The organism is Spirochaeta thermophila DSM 6192 (genome assembly GCF_000147075.1).
Taxonomy (GTDB): Bacteria; Spirochaetota; Spirochaetia; order Winmispirales; family Winmispiraceae; genus Winmispira; species Winmispira thermophila_A.
Genome location: NC_014484.1, coordinates 1,870,215 through 1,883,959, shown reverse-complemented (window position 1 = coordinate 1,883,959; position 13,745 = coordinate 1,870,215). Strand labels below are relative to the sequence as shown.

Genomic DNA, 13,745 nt, shown 5'->3' with positions numbered 1-13,745 from the left:
TGCATGGCGGTGAAAGATGCTGACCTGAAGGAACGGGACGCGGTGGAAGATGTATGGGACGAGGAGGAAGAGGTCCAGGAGATAGAGATCCCCGATTTCAGGATGGTGACGTTTTCCCTGGGCGGACGGGATTACGGCGTGGATATCATGAAGGTGAAGGAGATCGCGAAGTTCGCTCAGTACACCTATGTGCCCAATACGCCCCCCTATGTGCGGGGGGTCTATAATCTGAGGGGTGAGATCATCTCGGTGGTGGACCTCAGGCGGATGTTCAATCTCCCCTTCGAGGAGACCCCCGGCCGGCCGGATACCGGACTCATCGTGCACGTGGGGGATACCTTGGTGGGGGTGGTGGTCGACGCCATCGACCGTGTAGTCGCCGTCCCCTCCCGGAGGATCCAGCCTCCCCATCCCCTCTTCGGGGATATCAACGTTCGGTTCATAAGCGGCGTGGTGGAGCACGAGGAGAGGCTCTACATCGTCCTCGACATAGAGCGTATCCTCGGAAGGGAGGAAGAGGAAGAGGAGTCCGTCCCGGAAGAGTCGGCTCCTCCATCCGAGATCGGGAAGGAGAAGCCCCCGAAGGCTCCGAAGGAAAAGGGTGCCGCCCCGCGAAGGAAGGAAGAGCAGGACATCCAGTTCATAAAAGAAGGACTCGCCGCCCTCGCAGGATTCCATGTGACGGCTCTCAATGAAGCATGGCTGAAAGCCCGGTGGGAGGAGTGGAAGCAGGAGCGGGCGGCTCAGGGGAAGGAGCTCCAGCTCCAGGAAGAGGAGGATGCGCAGGAGTTCCTCTCTCCTTTCTTCTCCCCGCATACCGGGGAGTTCTGGGGAGAGAAGTACGCGACGCGTGTGGCCGAGGGCCTGCCGAAAGAGGTGTCGCCGCCCTACAAGGTCTGGAATGTCGGTTGTGGAAAGGGGTATGAGACCTATTCCCTCGCCGCGCTCCTCAGGAACCGATATCCCGGTGTGCTTCTCACCATCTGGGCGCAGGATGTAGACCTCCTGAGTGTCTCCATGGCACCCAATCTCGTAGTGAACAAGGAGGAGGTGCCCCCCTGGCTCCATCCCTTCCTGGTTGAGGGCCGGAACGGCTACACCTTTTCGAAGGAGATCAAGGACGCCATCGTCTTCGAGTATCATGATGTCTTGAACGCCAACCCGTTTGTTGGTATAGATCTCATTGTGGCACGGGATGTCCTCTCGTTCCTCGAGCCTTCGGCTCAGCTCAGGGTCCTGGAGGAGTGGGAAGAGAAGCTCAAGCCCAAGGGCCTTGTCCTCGCCGGGGCGCATGAGGACATAAGCGTGTACGAAGGATGGAAGAGGGTCCGGGATGATCTCCCGCTTTTCCAGAAATCAGCGATTGGAACGAAGGAGTGATATATGCGGGTAGAGTACATCAACCCCTTTGTCGAGTCTGCCTACTATGTACTCAAAGAGGTTCTGGGTGGTGAGGTACGGAGGGGGGAACTCTTCCTCAAATCGACGACCATGCCGGTCCTCGGGGTGGCTGCGGTGGTGGGCCTCGCCGGCGACGTGGAAGGGCGGGTTCTGTTCGATATGTCGAAGGAGACCGCACTCAAGGTTGCTTCGGTGATGAACGGGGAGGAACTCACCACGCTCGACGAGCTGGTGAAGGCTACGATTACGGAGCTCGCCAACATGATCACCGCCCAGGCGGTGACGAAGCTCCATGAGTTGGGATTCCGATTCGATCTCACTCCCCCGGCCATCTTCACAGGGGACAACATGGAGGTGACGGATCCGGAGGTGGAGGCGCTCATCGTGCCCATGGAGGTGCCTCAAGGAAAGGTGGAGATAAACGTGGCAATCCGGGAGCGGAGGGCTGTATGAAGACCAAAGCGGATTTTCCCAGCATCAACGAGCGGCGGCCTGAAGGGATCAAGGAGAACGGGGAACCATATCGCGTGCTCGTGGTAGATGATTCCATGTTCGTCACCAAGCAGATAAGTCAGATCCTCGCCTCCGAAGGGTTCGAGATCATCGCCACGGCGGGGGACGGCGAGGAGGCCGTCGAGAAGTACAAGGAGCTCTATCCGAAGGTGGACCTGGTGACCATGGATATCACCATGCCGAAGATGGACGGCGTGACGGCCCTTGAAAAAATCATGGAATTCGACAAGAATGCCCGTGTCGTCATGATAAGCGCGCTGGGCAAACAGGACCTCGTCAAGAAGTCCTTGCTTCTCGGCGCAAAAAATTATATAGTGAAACCGCTCGACAGGAAGAAGGTGCTCGAGCGTATCATCATGGCCCTGAAACGCTGATGGGCGGTTAGCTCAGTTGGTTAGAGCACTTGCTTGACATGCAAGGGGTCGGTGGTTCGAATCCACTACCGCCCAAGTACACATCCCCCTGCAAGAGGGCAGGGGGGTTTTTTATGACATCGTATCGTGATAAGAGAAGCGCCTTTGTGAATGGCCTTGGGCCTCTCTTCGATCTCCGGGAACACATAAAGAAGCCGGGACAAGCCCGGCTTCCGCTATCCTCAGACCGATGGTCAAGGGGTGAACTCACTCCCCTTTGCCATGAGCACCTTGCCGGTACGCATGCTCTCCAGGATGCCGTAGGGCTGGAAGACCCTGAGGACGGTATCGATCCTCTCGGGATCGCCCACCGCCTGGAGGATGATCCTGTCCTCCGTGAGGTTGAGGATCTCGCACCCGAGTGCCTCGCCGGCTTGGAGGATGTCCGTCCTGACCTCGGCGGGACAGTTGACCTTGATGAGGGCGAGTTCCCTCTGGATGATGTCCTCCCCGGTGCGGTCGCTCGCATGGACCACGTCTACCAGCTTGTTGAGTTGCTTGATGACCTGTTCCAGCCCCTTGCGTTCACCGGTGGCCACGATGTTCATCACCGAGAAGTCTGGATTGGTGGCCGATTCGGAGACCACGAGGCTGTCGATGTTGTACCCCCGCCGCGCGAATACGAGGGCGATCCGGATGAGGACTCCCGGTTTGTTCGCCACGTAGAGGCTTATCGCGTGACGCTCGTTGGTCTGATTCCTGCCGTTGTTGTTCGTGAGGGTCTGTTCCTGTGCCATATCACCTGCTCCTTACGGGTCTCTTGAGTCGTCTTCGAGGTGGTTCGAGGATCATTTCGCTGATGGCGGCGCCGGCCGGAATCATGGGGAAGACGTTCTCCTCTTTCTCCACCTCTGCGTCGATGAGGCAGGGGCCGTCGTTGTAGGAGAGTGCCTGCTCGACCACCCGCTTCACGTCGCCCGGTCGTCGCAGACGGAAGGCCTTGCACCCGAAGCTCCGGGCGAGCTTCACGAAGTCTGGGCTGCCTTCGAGGTCCACGCCGGAGAGCCGGTTTTCGTAGAAGAGGTGTTGCCATTGCCGTACCATGCCGAGGTACCGGTTGTTGATCACCACGATCTTTATGGGGAGCTTGTGGATCACCGCGGTGGCGAGCTCGAAGAACGTCATCTGGAAGCCTCCATCCCCCACGATGGCCACGACCGTCTCGTCGGGGCGGGCGAACTGGGCCCCTATGGCCGCGGGCAGGCCGAAGCCCATGGTTCCCGCTCCTCCGGAGGAGATCCAGTTCCGGGGGGAGTCCACCTTGTAGTACTGGGCCGCCCACATCTGGTGCTGGCCCACGTCGGTCACCACCACGGCCTTTCCTCCCGTCTGTCGGTAGAGTTCCTCTATCACGTGCTGGGCCTTGAGTTTGCCCTCTTTCCGATACTTGAGTGGATACTGGCGTTTCCACCGGTTAATCTGTTTGAGCCAGTCCGTGGTGTCTCCGCGTCTGGTGATCCCCACGAGGGCCTCCACCACGTGGCGTGCGTCGCCCACGATGCCCACATCGACCTTGATGATCTTGTTGATCTCGGCCGGGTCGATGTCGATGTGGATCTTCTTGGCGTTCACGCAGAAGCGGGAGACGTCTCCGGTGATGCGGTCGTCCCACCTCGAGCCGATGGAGACGATGAGGTCGCAGTTGTCCACGGCCATGTTGGCGTATGCCGTGCCGTGCATCCCGAGCATCCCGAGGCTCAGTTCGTGTGTCTCGGGGAAGGCTCCCTTTCCGAGGAGGGTGGTGGTGACGGGGATCTGGAGCTTCTCGGCGAGCTGGCGCACGGCCTTCTCGGCTCCGGAGATGATGGCTCCGTGTCCCACGAGGAGCACGGGGCGTTTGGCTTCTTGGAGGAGCCGTGCGGCTTCCTCGATCTTTTCCATGTCGCCTTCGATCTGGACCTTGTATCCCTCGAGGTGGAACTCCTCGTCGTAGTCGGGTTCTATGGGGGTGTTGGAGACGTCTTTGGGGATGTCGATGAGGACGGGGCCGGGTCTCCCCGTGGTGGCGAGGTGGAAGGCCTCGCGGACGATGCGGGGGAGTTCCTTGGCGTTCTTCACGAGATACGAGTGTTTTACGATGGGGTAGGTGATCCCCGAGACATCGGCTTCCTGGAAGGCGTCGAGTCCCAGGTTGTTGCGCGTCTGCTGCCCGGTGATGACGACGACTGGAGAGGAGTCCATGTAGGCGGTGAAGATGCCGGTGACGGTGTTGGTGGCCCCGGGACCGGAGGTGACCAGTACCACCGCCGCTTTGCCGCTCGCCCTGGCATACCCGTCCGCCATGTGGGTGGCTCCTTGTTCGTGACGGGTGAGGATGAACTTGATGCCGGAGTCGACCAGGGCGTCGTAGAGTGGAATGGCGGCTCCGCCGGGGATGCCGAAGATGTATTCCACTCCGTGTCGATGGATGAGGTCGATGACGACTTCTGCTCCCTTTTTCTGTTGACCTGTCATATGCTTGTCCTTTGCTCCGGTATGATATAGATTACAGAATATACCCGATTTGGTTGTGTGTCAAGAAAAGAGGAGAATATGATGACTTTTTTTGTGCAGATTTCCGACCTTCTCGTGCTATTGGTTGTTTTTTCGCTCATCGTCATCGCCTACCTGTTTCTAAAAAATATTACGATCTCCATTTTGGTGGGCATGGCGGGTATGATACTGTTCTACGGCATACCGATTGCCGATTTCTTCCTCTCGTTCCTGCCGGGGAGGGCCTTCACGCTCCCGATGCTCTTCTTCTTCCTCGTCATCATAGGGGTGATGGCCCTTTCGTCTCTATTGAAAGAAGCGGGGCTCGTGGATTCCGTGGTTCGGATCGTGGAGAGACGCGTGCGGTATCCTTGGAGCCTCGCGGTCTTTCCCGCTCTGGTGGGGTTGCTGCCCATGCCGGGAGGGGCCATCTTCTCTGCGCCCATGGTCGCCCGTGCGGACAGGTCGGAGAGGCTCTCCGGTGCCCAGCGTGCGGTGGTGAACTACTGGTTCAGGCATCTCTGGGAGTACTGGCTGCCGCTCTATCCCGGTGTGCTCCTCGCCGTGGAGCTCTCCGGGATGAGTACGCTTTCGTTCATGAGAAACCACGCGGTCTTCATGGTACTCGCCCTGGTGGTGGGATATGTGGTCTACCTGAGGGCGGTGACCCGTGCGGGGGGAGGGCGGGGGGAGGAAGAGGATGCGGGGGCTGGGGATGGGCTCCGGGCGCCGTTCCTCGAGATCGGGATCGTGTTGGGGGTGTATGTCCTCGGGAGCGTCCTGTTCCCCGGGGTGAGGGGAGGACGGTATCTGTGGTTGGCGCTGGGGGTGTGGTCGGCGATCGCGGTGCTCCTCGTGAGGACGGATATCCCGGGCGGGAAGGTGCGGGGGGTGTTCTTCGGGAAGCGGTTGTGGAGTCTCGTGCTTCTGGTGATGCTCATCAGGGTCTACGGTTTCCTGTTCGAGTTTCCCTCGGACGGGGGGACCTTGGCCGAGCGGATCGCCGGGTCGCTCTCGGGGGCGGGGATTCCCCCGGTGGTCGTCCTGGTGTTCCTTCCGTTCATCGCGGGGTTGGTCCTGGGGATCGCCGTGGGGTTCGTGGGGGTGAGCTTCCCGGTGGTGATGGGGCTCCTCTCAGGTATGGGGGTTGAGCGGGTGGGGCCGTACGTGATGCTCGCCTACGTGGCGGGGTACATCGGAATGATGCTCTCGCCCCTCCACGTGTGCTTCGTGGTGAGCAGTGAGTACTTCGAGTCGCACCTCTTCCGGAATATGCGGTTGCTCGCCGTGCCGCTTGTCGTGATCGCCGCGGGCGCGGGTGGTTATTTCTTCGTCCTCAAGGCGTTTGGATGGTGAACGGCGTGAGTATGCGTTCCTCTTCCGGGGAGGGGGGGCGGACGGTGAGGATGTGGACGTTGAAGATGAGGGTCTTTCCTGCGAGGGGGTGGTTGAAGTCGAGGGTGAGGCCCTCGTCGGAAACCGAGACCACGGTGGCGGGGACGATGCCTTGTTTCGTGTTGACGGCGATGAGGGCCCCTTTCCTGAGTGTCGTCCGGTCCATCTCGGGGAGTTCGTCCCACGAGAATGTCTGGACGGCTTTCTCGTGCCGGGATCCGTAGCCTTTCCCGGGTGGGACGACCACGGTACGCTCCTGGCCTGCGACCATCCCCATGATGCCCTCCTCCAGGCCGGGGATGAGCATACCTCTCCCGATGATGACGGTGAGGGGGGCTGTTTCGGGGGCGTGGGCGAACTGGGTGCCGTCGGGGAGGGTCCCGGTGTAGGCGAGCTGGACGAGCATGCCGGTTTCCACGCGGTAGGTGGGTTCCGGGGGTGTGTCGGGGCTCTCGGGTGTGGTGGTGCGACAGCCGGTGCCGATGAGGACGACGAGGGCCGCGAGGGTGAGTGTGCGCCTGTTCATGTGACCTCCCTTCTCTCTCATCGGCAGTATAGCATGTGTCGAGAAGGGGATAAACGGGATGAATGCGGTCCTTGCATAAAGGGGAGGCGATCCGTAGTATGCTGAACCTGGAGGTGTGCATGGGAGATGTGTCGCTGTGGCAGGATCTGTACGCCCGGGCGAGGGGGGCGATAGAGGGGGTGCTGGAGGAAGGTGAGGAGATGGCGCGGCGTGTGGTGTCCGGGACGGGGCGCTGGGGGGAGGATGCGGTGGGCCGGCTCTTCGGGTTTGCGCGGAGGGGGAAGCTGGTGCGGGGTGCGCTCGTGTGGGCAGGGGCGGGGGTGTGTGGTGGGGCGCCGGAGGAGTGGTGCGCCCGGGTGGGGGCGGCGCTGGAGCTGTTCCAGTCGGGGCTCCTGGTGCACGATGATGTGATGGACAGGGATCGGGTCCGGCGTGGGGGGCCTTCGATGTTCGCGCAGTACGAGGGGCGGGCGGGTGAGGAGGGGGTGCGTGAGGCGCGGAGGGTGGGGGAGGCGCTCGCGGTGTGTGTGGGGGATGTGGCGTTCTTCCTGGGGTTCGGGTTGCTCGCCGGGGTGGGGAGGGGGGAGGCGATGCGGGATGCGCTCCTCCGGTGCGTGGCCGAGGAGTACGCACGGGTGGGGGTGGCGCAGATGGACGATGTGTGGTACGGGGCGGCGGGTGAGGGGGTGCGGCTGGAGGATGTGCTGCGGGTGTACCGCTACAAGACGGGGCGCTACACCTTCTCGGTGCCGCTCTCGCTGGGGGCGCTGCTCGCGGGGGCGGACGAGGGGGTGCGGGGGGCGCTTGAGGAGGTGGGGGAGCTTCTGGGGGTGGTGTTCCAGATACGGGACGATGAGCTGGGGTTGTTCGGGAGCGAGGAGGAGATCGGGAAGCCTGCGGGGAGCGATGTGCGGGAGGGGAAGCGGACGGTGTTCTGGGTGCTCCTGCGGGAGCGGCTTGAGGGGGAGGAGCGGCGGCGTTTGGATGGGGTGTGGGGAGGGGAGGTGGGGGAGGAGGAGCTCGGATGGGTGCGGAGGATGGTGGAGGAGCGGGGGGTGCGGGAGGAGGTGGGGCGCCTGGTGGAGGGGTATGTGCGGCGGGTGGAGGAGCGGGTGGCGGGGCTGGGGGTGGGGGAGGAGGGGAGGAGGTTGATCGAGGAGCTCGCGGCGTTCAATCTGAGGAGGAGGGCGTAGTGTCGTAGTGGGTGAGGAGGTGGGTGCGGATGGCTGCTTCCTGGCTGGGGGGGGTGGAGGAGGAGGAGACGAGTTGGATGCGGGTGGCCCGGCGGAGGTGGGGGTGGAGGGCCGGAAGGTCGTCCACCGAGGTGATGAACCAGGTGGCGGGGTTGTGCGCCTTGAGCCGCTCGTAGAGCTTGGCGGCGTTGGAGGATGAGGGATCGCCTATGACGAGGGTGAGGTCCACCTGGTCCTGGAGTGCGAGGGCGGCTTCTTCCCTGTGGGTGGTGATGGGGCAGATGGAGTTGTGGACGGCGAGGGTGTGACGGGGGAGGTGGGTGCGGGCTGCGGTGGTGAGGGCCTCGAAGAGGGAGTGGGGGGCGGTGGTCTGGGAGACGAGGAGCACGGGCTGCGGGGGGTGGAGGGGGTGGGAGGGGTCTTCCTTCACCTCTCGAAAGAACGACTCGATCTCCTCGTTCGTCTCCAGCACCCACACCTTCCGGGCGTAGCTCACGAGTCCCTGTACTTCCGGATGTTTCCTCTTGCCGCTTATGAGTACGGCGTATCCGGCTCGGTCATGGTCGAGGATGACCTTCTGGAGGGCCTTGACCTTGAAGCAGGTGAGGTCGGTGACACGGAATCGTTCCCTGAGGCGCTCCTCCACCTCCCGTGGGATGCCGTGTGTCCTGATGACCACATGGGCCCCCTCGGGGATGTCCTCTATACGTGAGACGGTATGGATGCGCCGTCGTTCGAGTTCCTCGATGAAGTGGTGGTTGTGGATGAGCTCGCCGAGGACGTAGAGCGGTTCATCCGTGCCGTTGCGGAGGGCAAGGAGTGCATCTTCCGCCTTCTTCACGCCCGGGCAGAATCCCGAAAATCGGGGGGCGAGTATCTCCATGAGAACTCCTCGTCACCGGACCGTGAGCCGCGAGGCCACTTGTTCAAGGAAGTACCGGTGGATGCACGGATCGTCGGTGAGTTCCGGGTGGAAGGTGGCGGCCAGGATGTGCCCCCGGCGCACCAGGATGGGAAGGTCTTCGAACCAGGCGAGCACCTCGACGCCGGGTCCCACCGCGCGGATGATGGGCGCCCTGATGAAGACCGCCCGATAGGGCTGCTCCCTGAGGGAGGGGATGAGCACGTCGGTCTCGAAGCTCTCCTTCTGCCTGCCGTAGGCGTTGCGTTCGATGGAGATCTCGAGCACCCCAAGGCGGGGCTGGTCGGGATACCCTATGATCTCTCGGGCGAGGAGGATGGCGCCCGCGCAGGTCCCGAACACGGGAAGGCCCTCCCTTATGCGGGCCGAGAGGGCCTCGAGCATGCCGAAACGGACGAGGAGCCCCCCCATGGTGGTGCTCTCACCGCCGGGTATCACCAGCGAGGCGCAGCCTTCGAGGTCTTCCATCGAGCGGACGATCCTCGTCTCCACTCCCAAGGAGGCGAGCATACGCTGATGCAGGGCGAAGTCGCCCTGCAGTCCCAGTATCCCTACCCTCATTCCTCACCAGCCTCGGTGGGCGAGCTGTCTGCCCTCTTCGATGGTGCGCACCTCGATCCCGTGCATGGGCTCGCCCAACCCCCGGGAGATCTCGGCGAGCTTCTTCGGGTCGTTGTAGTAGGTGACGGCCTCCACGATGGCCTTGGCCCGTTTGGCTGGATTCTCCGACTTGAAGATCCCGGACCCCACGAAGACCGCCTCGGCCCCGAGCTGCATCATGAGCGCGGCATCGGCCGGGGTGGCGATGCCTCCTGCGGAGAAGTTGGGTACCGGGAGCTTGCCGGTCTTCGCTACCTCGTGCAGCAGGTCGAACGGAGCACCCAGGCGCTTCGCTTCGGTCATGAGCTGTTCGTCGCTCAAGGTGGTGAGCCTGCGTATCCCGTTCATCACCGCGCGCATGTGTCGAACCGCCTCCACCACGTCGCCCGTGCCGGCCTCTCCCTTGGTGCGGATCATGGCCGCACCCTCGCCTATCCGCCTGAGGGCCTCGCCCAGATCGCGGCACCCACACACGAACGGCACCTTGAAATCGTGCTTCCAGATGTGATGCTCCTCGTCCGCAGGGGTGAGCACCTCGCTCTCGTCGATGAAGTCGACCCCCAGGGCCTCCAGGATCTGTGCCTCGACGAAGTGCCCTATGCGGCACTTCGCCATCACCGGGATGGAGACCGCCTCCTGGATCCGGATGATGATCTCGGGATCGGACATGCGCGCCACCCCACCGTGGGCGCGGATATCTGCAGGCACCCTCTCGAGCGCCATCACCGCGGCAGCTCCTGCATCCTCCGCGATACGCGCCTGCTCCGGCGTCACCACATCCATGATGACCCCGCCTTTGAGCATCTCGGCGAGCCCCACCTTGGTGCGCCAGGTCGCAGTCTGACGTTCGGACCACAGCTTCTCGCTCATAGCCTTCCCTCTCCGGATGGTATCATGGAAAACAATATGCCATTCGATCCCTGAGCGTCAAGGTAAGACAAAGGGCCTGAGGGCCGGCGGCGGCCTTTTCTCATCGTTGTCCTTGTGCTATAACCAGTAGGAGATGAGGGAGCGGGAGGAACACATACGACGCATCCTCGATGAGGTGAGGGAACGGTGCGTGAAAGCGGGGAGGCGGCCGGAGGAGGTGCGGGTGATGGCCGTCACCAAGCTCCACGGCCCTGAGGCGATTGCAGACGCCTACCGTGCGGGCATCAGACTCTTCGGCGAGAACAGACTCCAGGAGGCCGCCTCCAAGCGAGAGGCCTTTCCCCCCGATGCCGAGCTCCACCTCATCGGCCACCTCCAGCGCAACAAGGCCAGGAAGGCGGTGGAGCTCTTCTCCTGCATCCACTCGGTCGATCGCATCCCCCTCATCGAGGCCCTGGAGAAGGCGTGGGGGGATCGGGGAGGAAGGCTCCCTGTGCTCGTCGAGGTGAACATCTCAGGGGAGGAGACCAAGTATGGGTTCCGCACCGAGGAAGAGGTGGGCCAGGCCCTCGAGCGCCTCGCCGCAAGTCCCGCCCTCGAGCCGCGGGGCTTCATGACCATGGCGCCCTACACCGACGACGAGAGGGTGATCCGGGCCGTGTTCGGGGGGCTGCGCGAGCTGGCCTCTCGTATGCAGAAGGCCTTCCCCTCGCTCCCCCTCGCCGAACTCTCCATGGGCATGAGCAACGACTATCCCATCGCGATCGAGGAGGGGAGCACCATCCTCCGCCTGGGTACGGTGCTCTTCGGGGAGCGTGCCCCGTGAGAGCCCGCCTCACCTCCCTCCTCGTCCTCCTCGCCCTCCCCCTCACCCCCCTCTCCCCCGAGGCCACCCCCCCGCCCTACGAACCCTACCGGCCCGAGGAGTTCCCCACCTGGGCGCACACCATCCGCCGGTTCGAGATCATCTCACTGGGCATCTTCCCCTTTGCCCTCTTGTTCACCAACCTCGGGTACTCCCTCTACCGCTACGCCACCCACGACTGGGATCCCCGCTACGCCCCCGCCCCCTTTACTCAGCCCGGCGGCGAGCCACTCTCCGACGAGGAGCACCTCCGCATCTACCTCATCGCCGGCGGCATCTCGCTCGCGGCCGCCTTCATCGACGCCCTCATCGTGGCTCGCCGCCGCTCCTCCCGGCCCGCCGCCCCGGCCCCCACCCCCGCCCCCCAGGCCTCTCAGCCCCTCCTTCCCCTCCGGCCCGCCCCCCTTCACGCCGCACCCTCCCCCTTCGCCACCTACCCCACCCCCGGGGATGCCCATGACTGACCCCACCCCCTTCTCCCTCCACGTCCCCCCCCACCTCGACGGACTCCGTCTCGACCAGGCCCTCGCCGAACTCCTCGGCATCACCCGCAGCCAGGTCAAGCAGCGCATCGCCGATCTTGCCCTCGACGGCCGGCCCGCCAAACCCTCCCAGCGCGTCCACGCCGGCGCCCGCATCGCCGGCACCCTCCTCCCCGAAGCCCCACCCGATCTCACCCCCGAACCCGTCCCCTTCACCATCCTCTACGAAGACCCGCACTGCCTCGTCATCGACAAACCCCAGGGCCTCGTCGTACACCCCGGGGCGGGCAACCCCACCGGCACCCTCGTCCACGGCCTCCTCCACTACTCACACGAACTCGCCGCCCGCGCCACCTCGGAGGAGCTCGATGACGAGGAACGCATGCGCATCGGCATCGTCCACCGCCTCGACAAAGACACCTCGGGCGTCCTCGTGGTGGCCAAAGACCCCGCCACCCACCACTTCCTCGCCGCACAGTTCAAGGAAAAAGAGACGAAGAAACTCTACCTCGCCGTACTCAAAGGCACCCCCCCTGCCCGGGAAGGAGACATCGAAGGTCACCTCGCCCGTCACCCCGTGCACCGCAAGAAGTTCACCCTCCTCTCGACACCGGACCGGGGCAAGTACTCCCACACCCGCTACCGCCTCCTCGCCGCCTTCGGCACCCACTCCTTCGTCGCCCTCTACCCCACCACCGGCCGCACCCACCAGCTCCGCGTCCACACCGCCGCGCTTGGGTGCCCCATCCTCGGAGACCCCCTCTACGCCCGCCCCGACACCCGCTTCCCCGACGCCACCCTCATGCTCCACGCCTATCTCCTCACCATCCGCATCCCCGGGAGGGGCCTCCTCACCTTCAGGGCCCCGCTCCCCCGGCGGTTCAAACAGATACTCCGGGCCCTCGCCCGGGCGTCAGACGGAGATCCACGTTGAACGCCGCCTCGGTCCGCACCGTGGTGGGAGGCCCGTGCCCCGGAAAGATGATGTAGTGTCCCGGAAGCGCGAGCAGCTTCTGATTGAGGTAGGCGATGAGGAGCGCCTTCCCCTGAGGATTCACCGGACTTCCCACCTTCCCCGAGGTGAGGGCATCGCCCGTGAACACGTACGGCCCCACCACATACGCCACCGAGTCCCGCGAGTGGCCGGGAAGGGAGAGCACCCTCACCTCCACCCACCCCAGATCGAGCCGCCGCCCCTCGTGCACCATCTCGCACAACACCCCATCGAGGTGAGGCGTATTCGCGTAGACCGTGGCGTCGTAGATCCTGAGAATCGTCTTGATCCCCTGGAAATGGTTCCGGTGGCCGTGGGTGACCAGCACGTGCCGCACGTAGTAGCCGTGATCCTCCACCAGGTTGAGGAGGTACTCGTCGAAACACCCCGGATCCACCAGGATCGCATCCCCCCCTTCCTCGGGACCCACCAGGTACGTGTTGGAGAACCCCGGGAGCGAGAAGTGGGCGAAGACCTTCACAGCGGCGTCTCCTCCTTCGGCGCGAAGTAGGCATCCTCGTCGTTGGAGTAGGGGAACGTCACCTCCTCCAACAGAGCCCCGATAAAGTACGTACGCTTCAGGTTGCAGTCGTAGAAACGGACCTTCCTGAGCGAGCTCAGCATGAAGCGGGAGTGGTAGAGATCGCAGCTTTTGAACTCGCTCTCCTCGAAGATACTGCCGTTGAAATTCGAGGTGAGCACATCCGACTCCTCCACTGTACACCCCACCACACGCGACCCCGCAAAACTGCAGAAGTTCGTATCCAGGCCGGTGAATGTCACCCCCTCGAAGACACTCCCGTCCAGGAAACAGAGTCTGAGCAGGAGCTTCTCCACCCTGGTGTTCGAGAGACGACATCCGGAGAGATTGCAGGCATATAGCCGCTTCCCCGAGAGCGGAAGCCCCGAAAGGTCCATGCCCGAGAGCGAGAGATCGGTGATCCGCTCCTGCCGGGTGAGCATCTCACGTATCCGGGAGGCGAACGCCTCCTGTTCATCGGCCGTAAGATGGGAGAAACACCGATCGTACCCCGAGACGGCAAAACCCGGACATCCCTCATGTGCACACGGCGTAGGGACGAACATGTGCACAGGATAC

Annotated in this window: 16 protein-coding genes and 1 tRNA gene; 9 read left to right on the top strand and 8 right to left on the bottom strand. The window is 63.3% G+C overall.

The window, feature by feature from the left end; translation table 11 throughout:
• Positions 1-3: 3 nt before the first annotated feature.
• The 4 genes from STHERM_RS08585 (at position 4) to STHERM_RS08570 (ending at position 2,363) form a co-directional block, all read left to right on the top strand.
• Positions 4-1,380 (top strand): chemotaxis protein CheW, encoded by a 1,377-nt coding sequence (locus tag STHERM_RS08585; RefSeq protein ID WP_013314496.1) that lies wholly within the window; start codon positions 4-6, stop codon positions 1,378-1,380.
• A gap of 3 nt (positions 1,381-1,383) precedes the next feature.
• Positions 1,384-1,854, top strand: a complete 471-nt coding sequence (locus tag STHERM_RS08580) for a chemotaxis protein CheX (RefSeq protein ID WP_013314495.1) — start codon at positions 1,384-1,386, stop codon at positions 1,852-1,854.
• Entirely contained in the window at positions 1,851-2,288 is a 438-nt protein-coding gene (locus STHERM_RS08575) for a response regulator (protein WP_013314494.1), read from the top strand. The genes STHERM_RS08580 and STHERM_RS08575 overlap by 4 nt, the downstream gene beginning before the upstream one ends.
• Before the next feature lies 1 nt (position 2,289).
• Positions 2,290-2,363 (top strand) — tRNA-Val (locus STHERM_RS08570).
• A 158-nt stretch (positions 2,364-2,521) separates the two neighbouring features.
• Here STHERM_RS08570 and ilvN read toward each other — a convergent pair.
• Both ilvN and ilvB read right to left on the bottom strand, forming a co-directional pair.
• The gene (gene ilvN / locus STHERM_RS08565; RefSeq protein ID WP_013314493.1) at positions 2,522-3,064 is read right to left on the bottom strand and encodes an acetolactate synthase small subunit; all 543 of its coding nucleotides are present in this window, start codon (positions 3,062-3,064) and stop codon (positions 2,522-2,524) included.
• 1 nt (position 3,065) lies between these two features.
• Positions 3,066-4,781, bottom strand: a complete 1,716-nt coding sequence (gene ilvB / locus STHERM_RS08560; RefSeq protein ID WP_013314492.1) for a biosynthetic-type acetolactate synthase large subunit — start codon at positions 4,779-4,781, stop codon at positions 3,066-3,068.
• 78 nt (positions 4,782-4,859) lie between these two features.
• On the opposite strand from ilvB, the gene STHERM_RS08555 reads away from it, so the two are divergent.
• Positions 4,860-6,155 carry a DUF401 family protein gene (locus STHERM_RS08555; protein ID WP_041623494.1) on the top strand — a complete coding sequence of 432 codons (1,296 nt, stop codon included), beginning with the start codon at positions 4,860-4,862 and terminating at the stop codon, positions 6,153-6,155.
• Here the strand turns inward: STHERM_RS08555 and STHERM_RS08550 are convergent.
• Positions 6,136-6,720, bottom strand: a complete 585-nt coding sequence (locus STHERM_RS08550) for an FKBP-type peptidyl-prolyl cis-trans isomerase (RefSeq protein WP_013314490.1) — start codon at positions 6,718-6,720, stop codon at positions 6,136-6,138. The genes STHERM_RS08555 and STHERM_RS08550 overlap by 20 nt on opposite strands.
• Positions 6,721-6,839: 119 nt before the next feature.
• Here STHERM_RS08550 and STHERM_RS08545 point away from each other — a divergent pair, with 119 nt between their 5' ends.
• A complete protein-coding gene (locus STHERM_RS08545; RefSeq protein ID WP_041623785.1) occupies positions 6,840-7,913 on the top strand; it encodes a polyprenyl synthetase family protein in 1,074 nt (357 codons plus the stop codon).
• Here STHERM_RS08545 and ispH read toward each other — a convergent pair.
• From ispH to pdxS, 3 genes are read right to left on the bottom strand one after another with little or no spacing between them, the layout of a single operon-like run.
• Positions 7,891-8,796: a 4-hydroxy-3-methylbut-2-enyl diphosphate reductase gene (ispH, locus tag STHERM_RS08540; protein WP_013314488.1), complete on the bottom strand. Its 906-nt coding sequence runs from the start codon at positions 8,794-8,796 to the stop codon at positions 7,891-7,893. The two genes, STHERM_RS08545 and ispH, sit on opposite strands and share 23 nt — an antisense overlap.
• Before the next feature lie 12 nt (positions 8,797-8,808).
• Positions 8,809-9,396: a pyridoxal 5'-phosphate synthase glutaminase subunit PdxT gene (gene pdxT, locus STHERM_RS08535; RefSeq protein ID WP_013314487.1), complete on the bottom strand. Its 588-nt coding sequence runs from the start codon at positions 9,394-9,396 to the stop codon at positions 8,809-8,811.
• Positions 9,397-9,399: 3 nt separating this feature from the next.
• Positions 9,400-10,305: a pyridoxal 5'-phosphate synthase lyase subunit PdxS gene (gene pdxS / locus STHERM_RS08530; protein WP_013314486.1), complete on the bottom strand. Its 906-nt coding sequence runs from the start codon at positions 10,303-10,305 to the stop codon at positions 9,400-9,402.
• Between the two features lie 133 nt (positions 10,306-10,438).
• Between pdxS and STHERM_RS08525 the strand changes: the two genes are divergently transcribed.
• The 3 genes from STHERM_RS08525 to STHERM_RS08515 are packed head-to-tail and all read left to right on the top strand — an operon-like array spanning position 10,439 to position 12,586.
• A complete protein-coding gene (locus STHERM_RS08525; RefSeq protein WP_013314485.1) occupies positions 10,439-11,131 on the top strand; it encodes a YggS family pyridoxal phosphate-dependent enzyme in 693 nt (230 codons plus the stop codon).
• Positions 11,128-11,634: a hypothetical protein gene (locus STHERM_RS08520; RefSeq protein WP_013314484.1), complete on the top strand. Its 507-nt coding sequence runs from the start codon at positions 11,128-11,130 to the stop codon at positions 11,632-11,634. Before STHERM_RS08525 ends, STHERM_RS08520 begins: the two co-directional genes overlap by 4 nt.
• On the top strand, positions 11,627-12,586 hold the full coding sequence (locus tag STHERM_RS08515; RefSeq protein ID WP_013314483.1) for an RluA family pseudouridine synthase: 960 nt from the start codon (positions 11,627-11,629) through the stop codon (positions 12,584-12,586). Before STHERM_RS08520 ends, STHERM_RS08515 begins: the two co-directional genes overlap by 8 nt.
• On the opposite strand, the gene STHERM_RS08510 is transcribed toward STHERM_RS08515, so the two are convergent.
• Together STHERM_RS08510 and STHERM_RS08505 are read right to left on the bottom strand one after the other, a co-directional pair.
• On the bottom strand, positions 12,534-13,127 hold the full coding sequence (locus STHERM_RS08510) for an MBL fold metallo-hydrolase (protein WP_013314482.1): 594 nt from the start codon (positions 13,125-13,127) through the stop codon (positions 12,534-12,536). The genes STHERM_RS08515 and STHERM_RS08510 overlap by 53 nt on opposite strands.
• Positions 13,124-13,732, bottom strand: a complete 609-nt coding sequence (locus STHERM_RS08505) for a pentapeptide repeat-containing protein (RefSeq protein WP_041623492.1) — start codon at positions 13,730-13,732, stop codon at positions 13,124-13,126. Before STHERM_RS08505 ends, STHERM_RS08510 begins: the two co-directional genes overlap by 4 nt.
• Between the last annotated feature and the right edge of the window lie 13 nt (positions 13,733-13,745).

Excerpts from the sequence above, each read along its gene's own strand:
- STHERM_RS08585 (WP_013314496.1), top strand. The coding sequence starts at position 4 with ATGGCGGTGAAAGATGCTGACCTGAAGGAACGGGACGCGGTGGAAGAT.
- STHERM_RS08580 (WP_013314495.1), top strand. The coding sequence starts at position 1,384 with ATGCGGGTAGAGTACATCAACCCCTTTGTCGAGTCTGCCTACTATGTA.
- STHERM_RS08575 (WP_013314494.1), top strand. The coding sequence starts at position 1,851 with ATGAAGACCAAAGCGGATTTTCCCAGCATCAACGAGCGGCGGCCTGAA.
- ilvN (WP_013314493.1), bottom strand. The coding sequence starts at position 3,064 with ATGGCACAGGAACAGACCCTCACGAACAACAACGGCAGGAATCAGACC.
- ilvB (WP_013314492.1), bottom strand. The coding sequence starts at position 4,781 with ATGACAGGTCAACAGAAAAAGGGAGCAGAAGTCGTCATCGACCTCATC.
- STHERM_RS08555 (WP_041623494.1), top strand. The coding sequence starts at position 4,860 with ATGATGACTTTTTTTGTGCAGATTTCCGACCTTCTCGTGCTATTGGTT.
- STHERM_RS08550 (WP_013314490.1), bottom strand. The coding sequence starts at position 6,720 with ATGAACAGGCGCACACTCACCCTCGCGGCCCTCGTCGTCCTCATCGGC.
- STHERM_RS08545 (WP_041623785.1), top strand. The coding sequence starts at position 6,840 with ATGGGAGATGTGTCGCTGTGGCAGGATCTGTACGCCCGGGCGAGGGGG.
- ispH (WP_013314488.1), bottom strand. The coding sequence starts at position 8,796 with ATGGAGATACTCGCCCCCCGATTTTCGGGATTCTGCCCGGGCGTGAAG.
- pdxT (WP_013314487.1), bottom strand. The coding sequence starts at position 9,396 with ATGAGGGTAGGGATACTGGGACTGCAGGGCGACTTCGCCCTGCATCAG.
- pdxS (WP_013314486.1), bottom strand. The coding sequence starts at position 10,305 with ATGAGCGAGAAGCTGTGGTCCGAACGTCAGACTGCGACCTGGCGCACC.
- STHERM_RS08525 (WP_013314485.1), top strand. The coding sequence starts at position 10,439 with ATGAGGGAGCGGGAGGAACACATACGACGCATCCTCGATGAGGTGAGG.
- STHERM_RS08515 (WP_013314483.1), top strand. The coding sequence starts at position 11,627 with ATGACTGACCCCACCCCCTTCTCCCTCCACGTCCCCCCCCACCTCGAC.
- STHERM_RS08505 (WP_041623492.1), bottom strand. The coding sequence starts at position 13,732 with ATGTTCGTCCCTACGCCGTGTGCACATGAGGGATGTCCGGGTTTTGCC.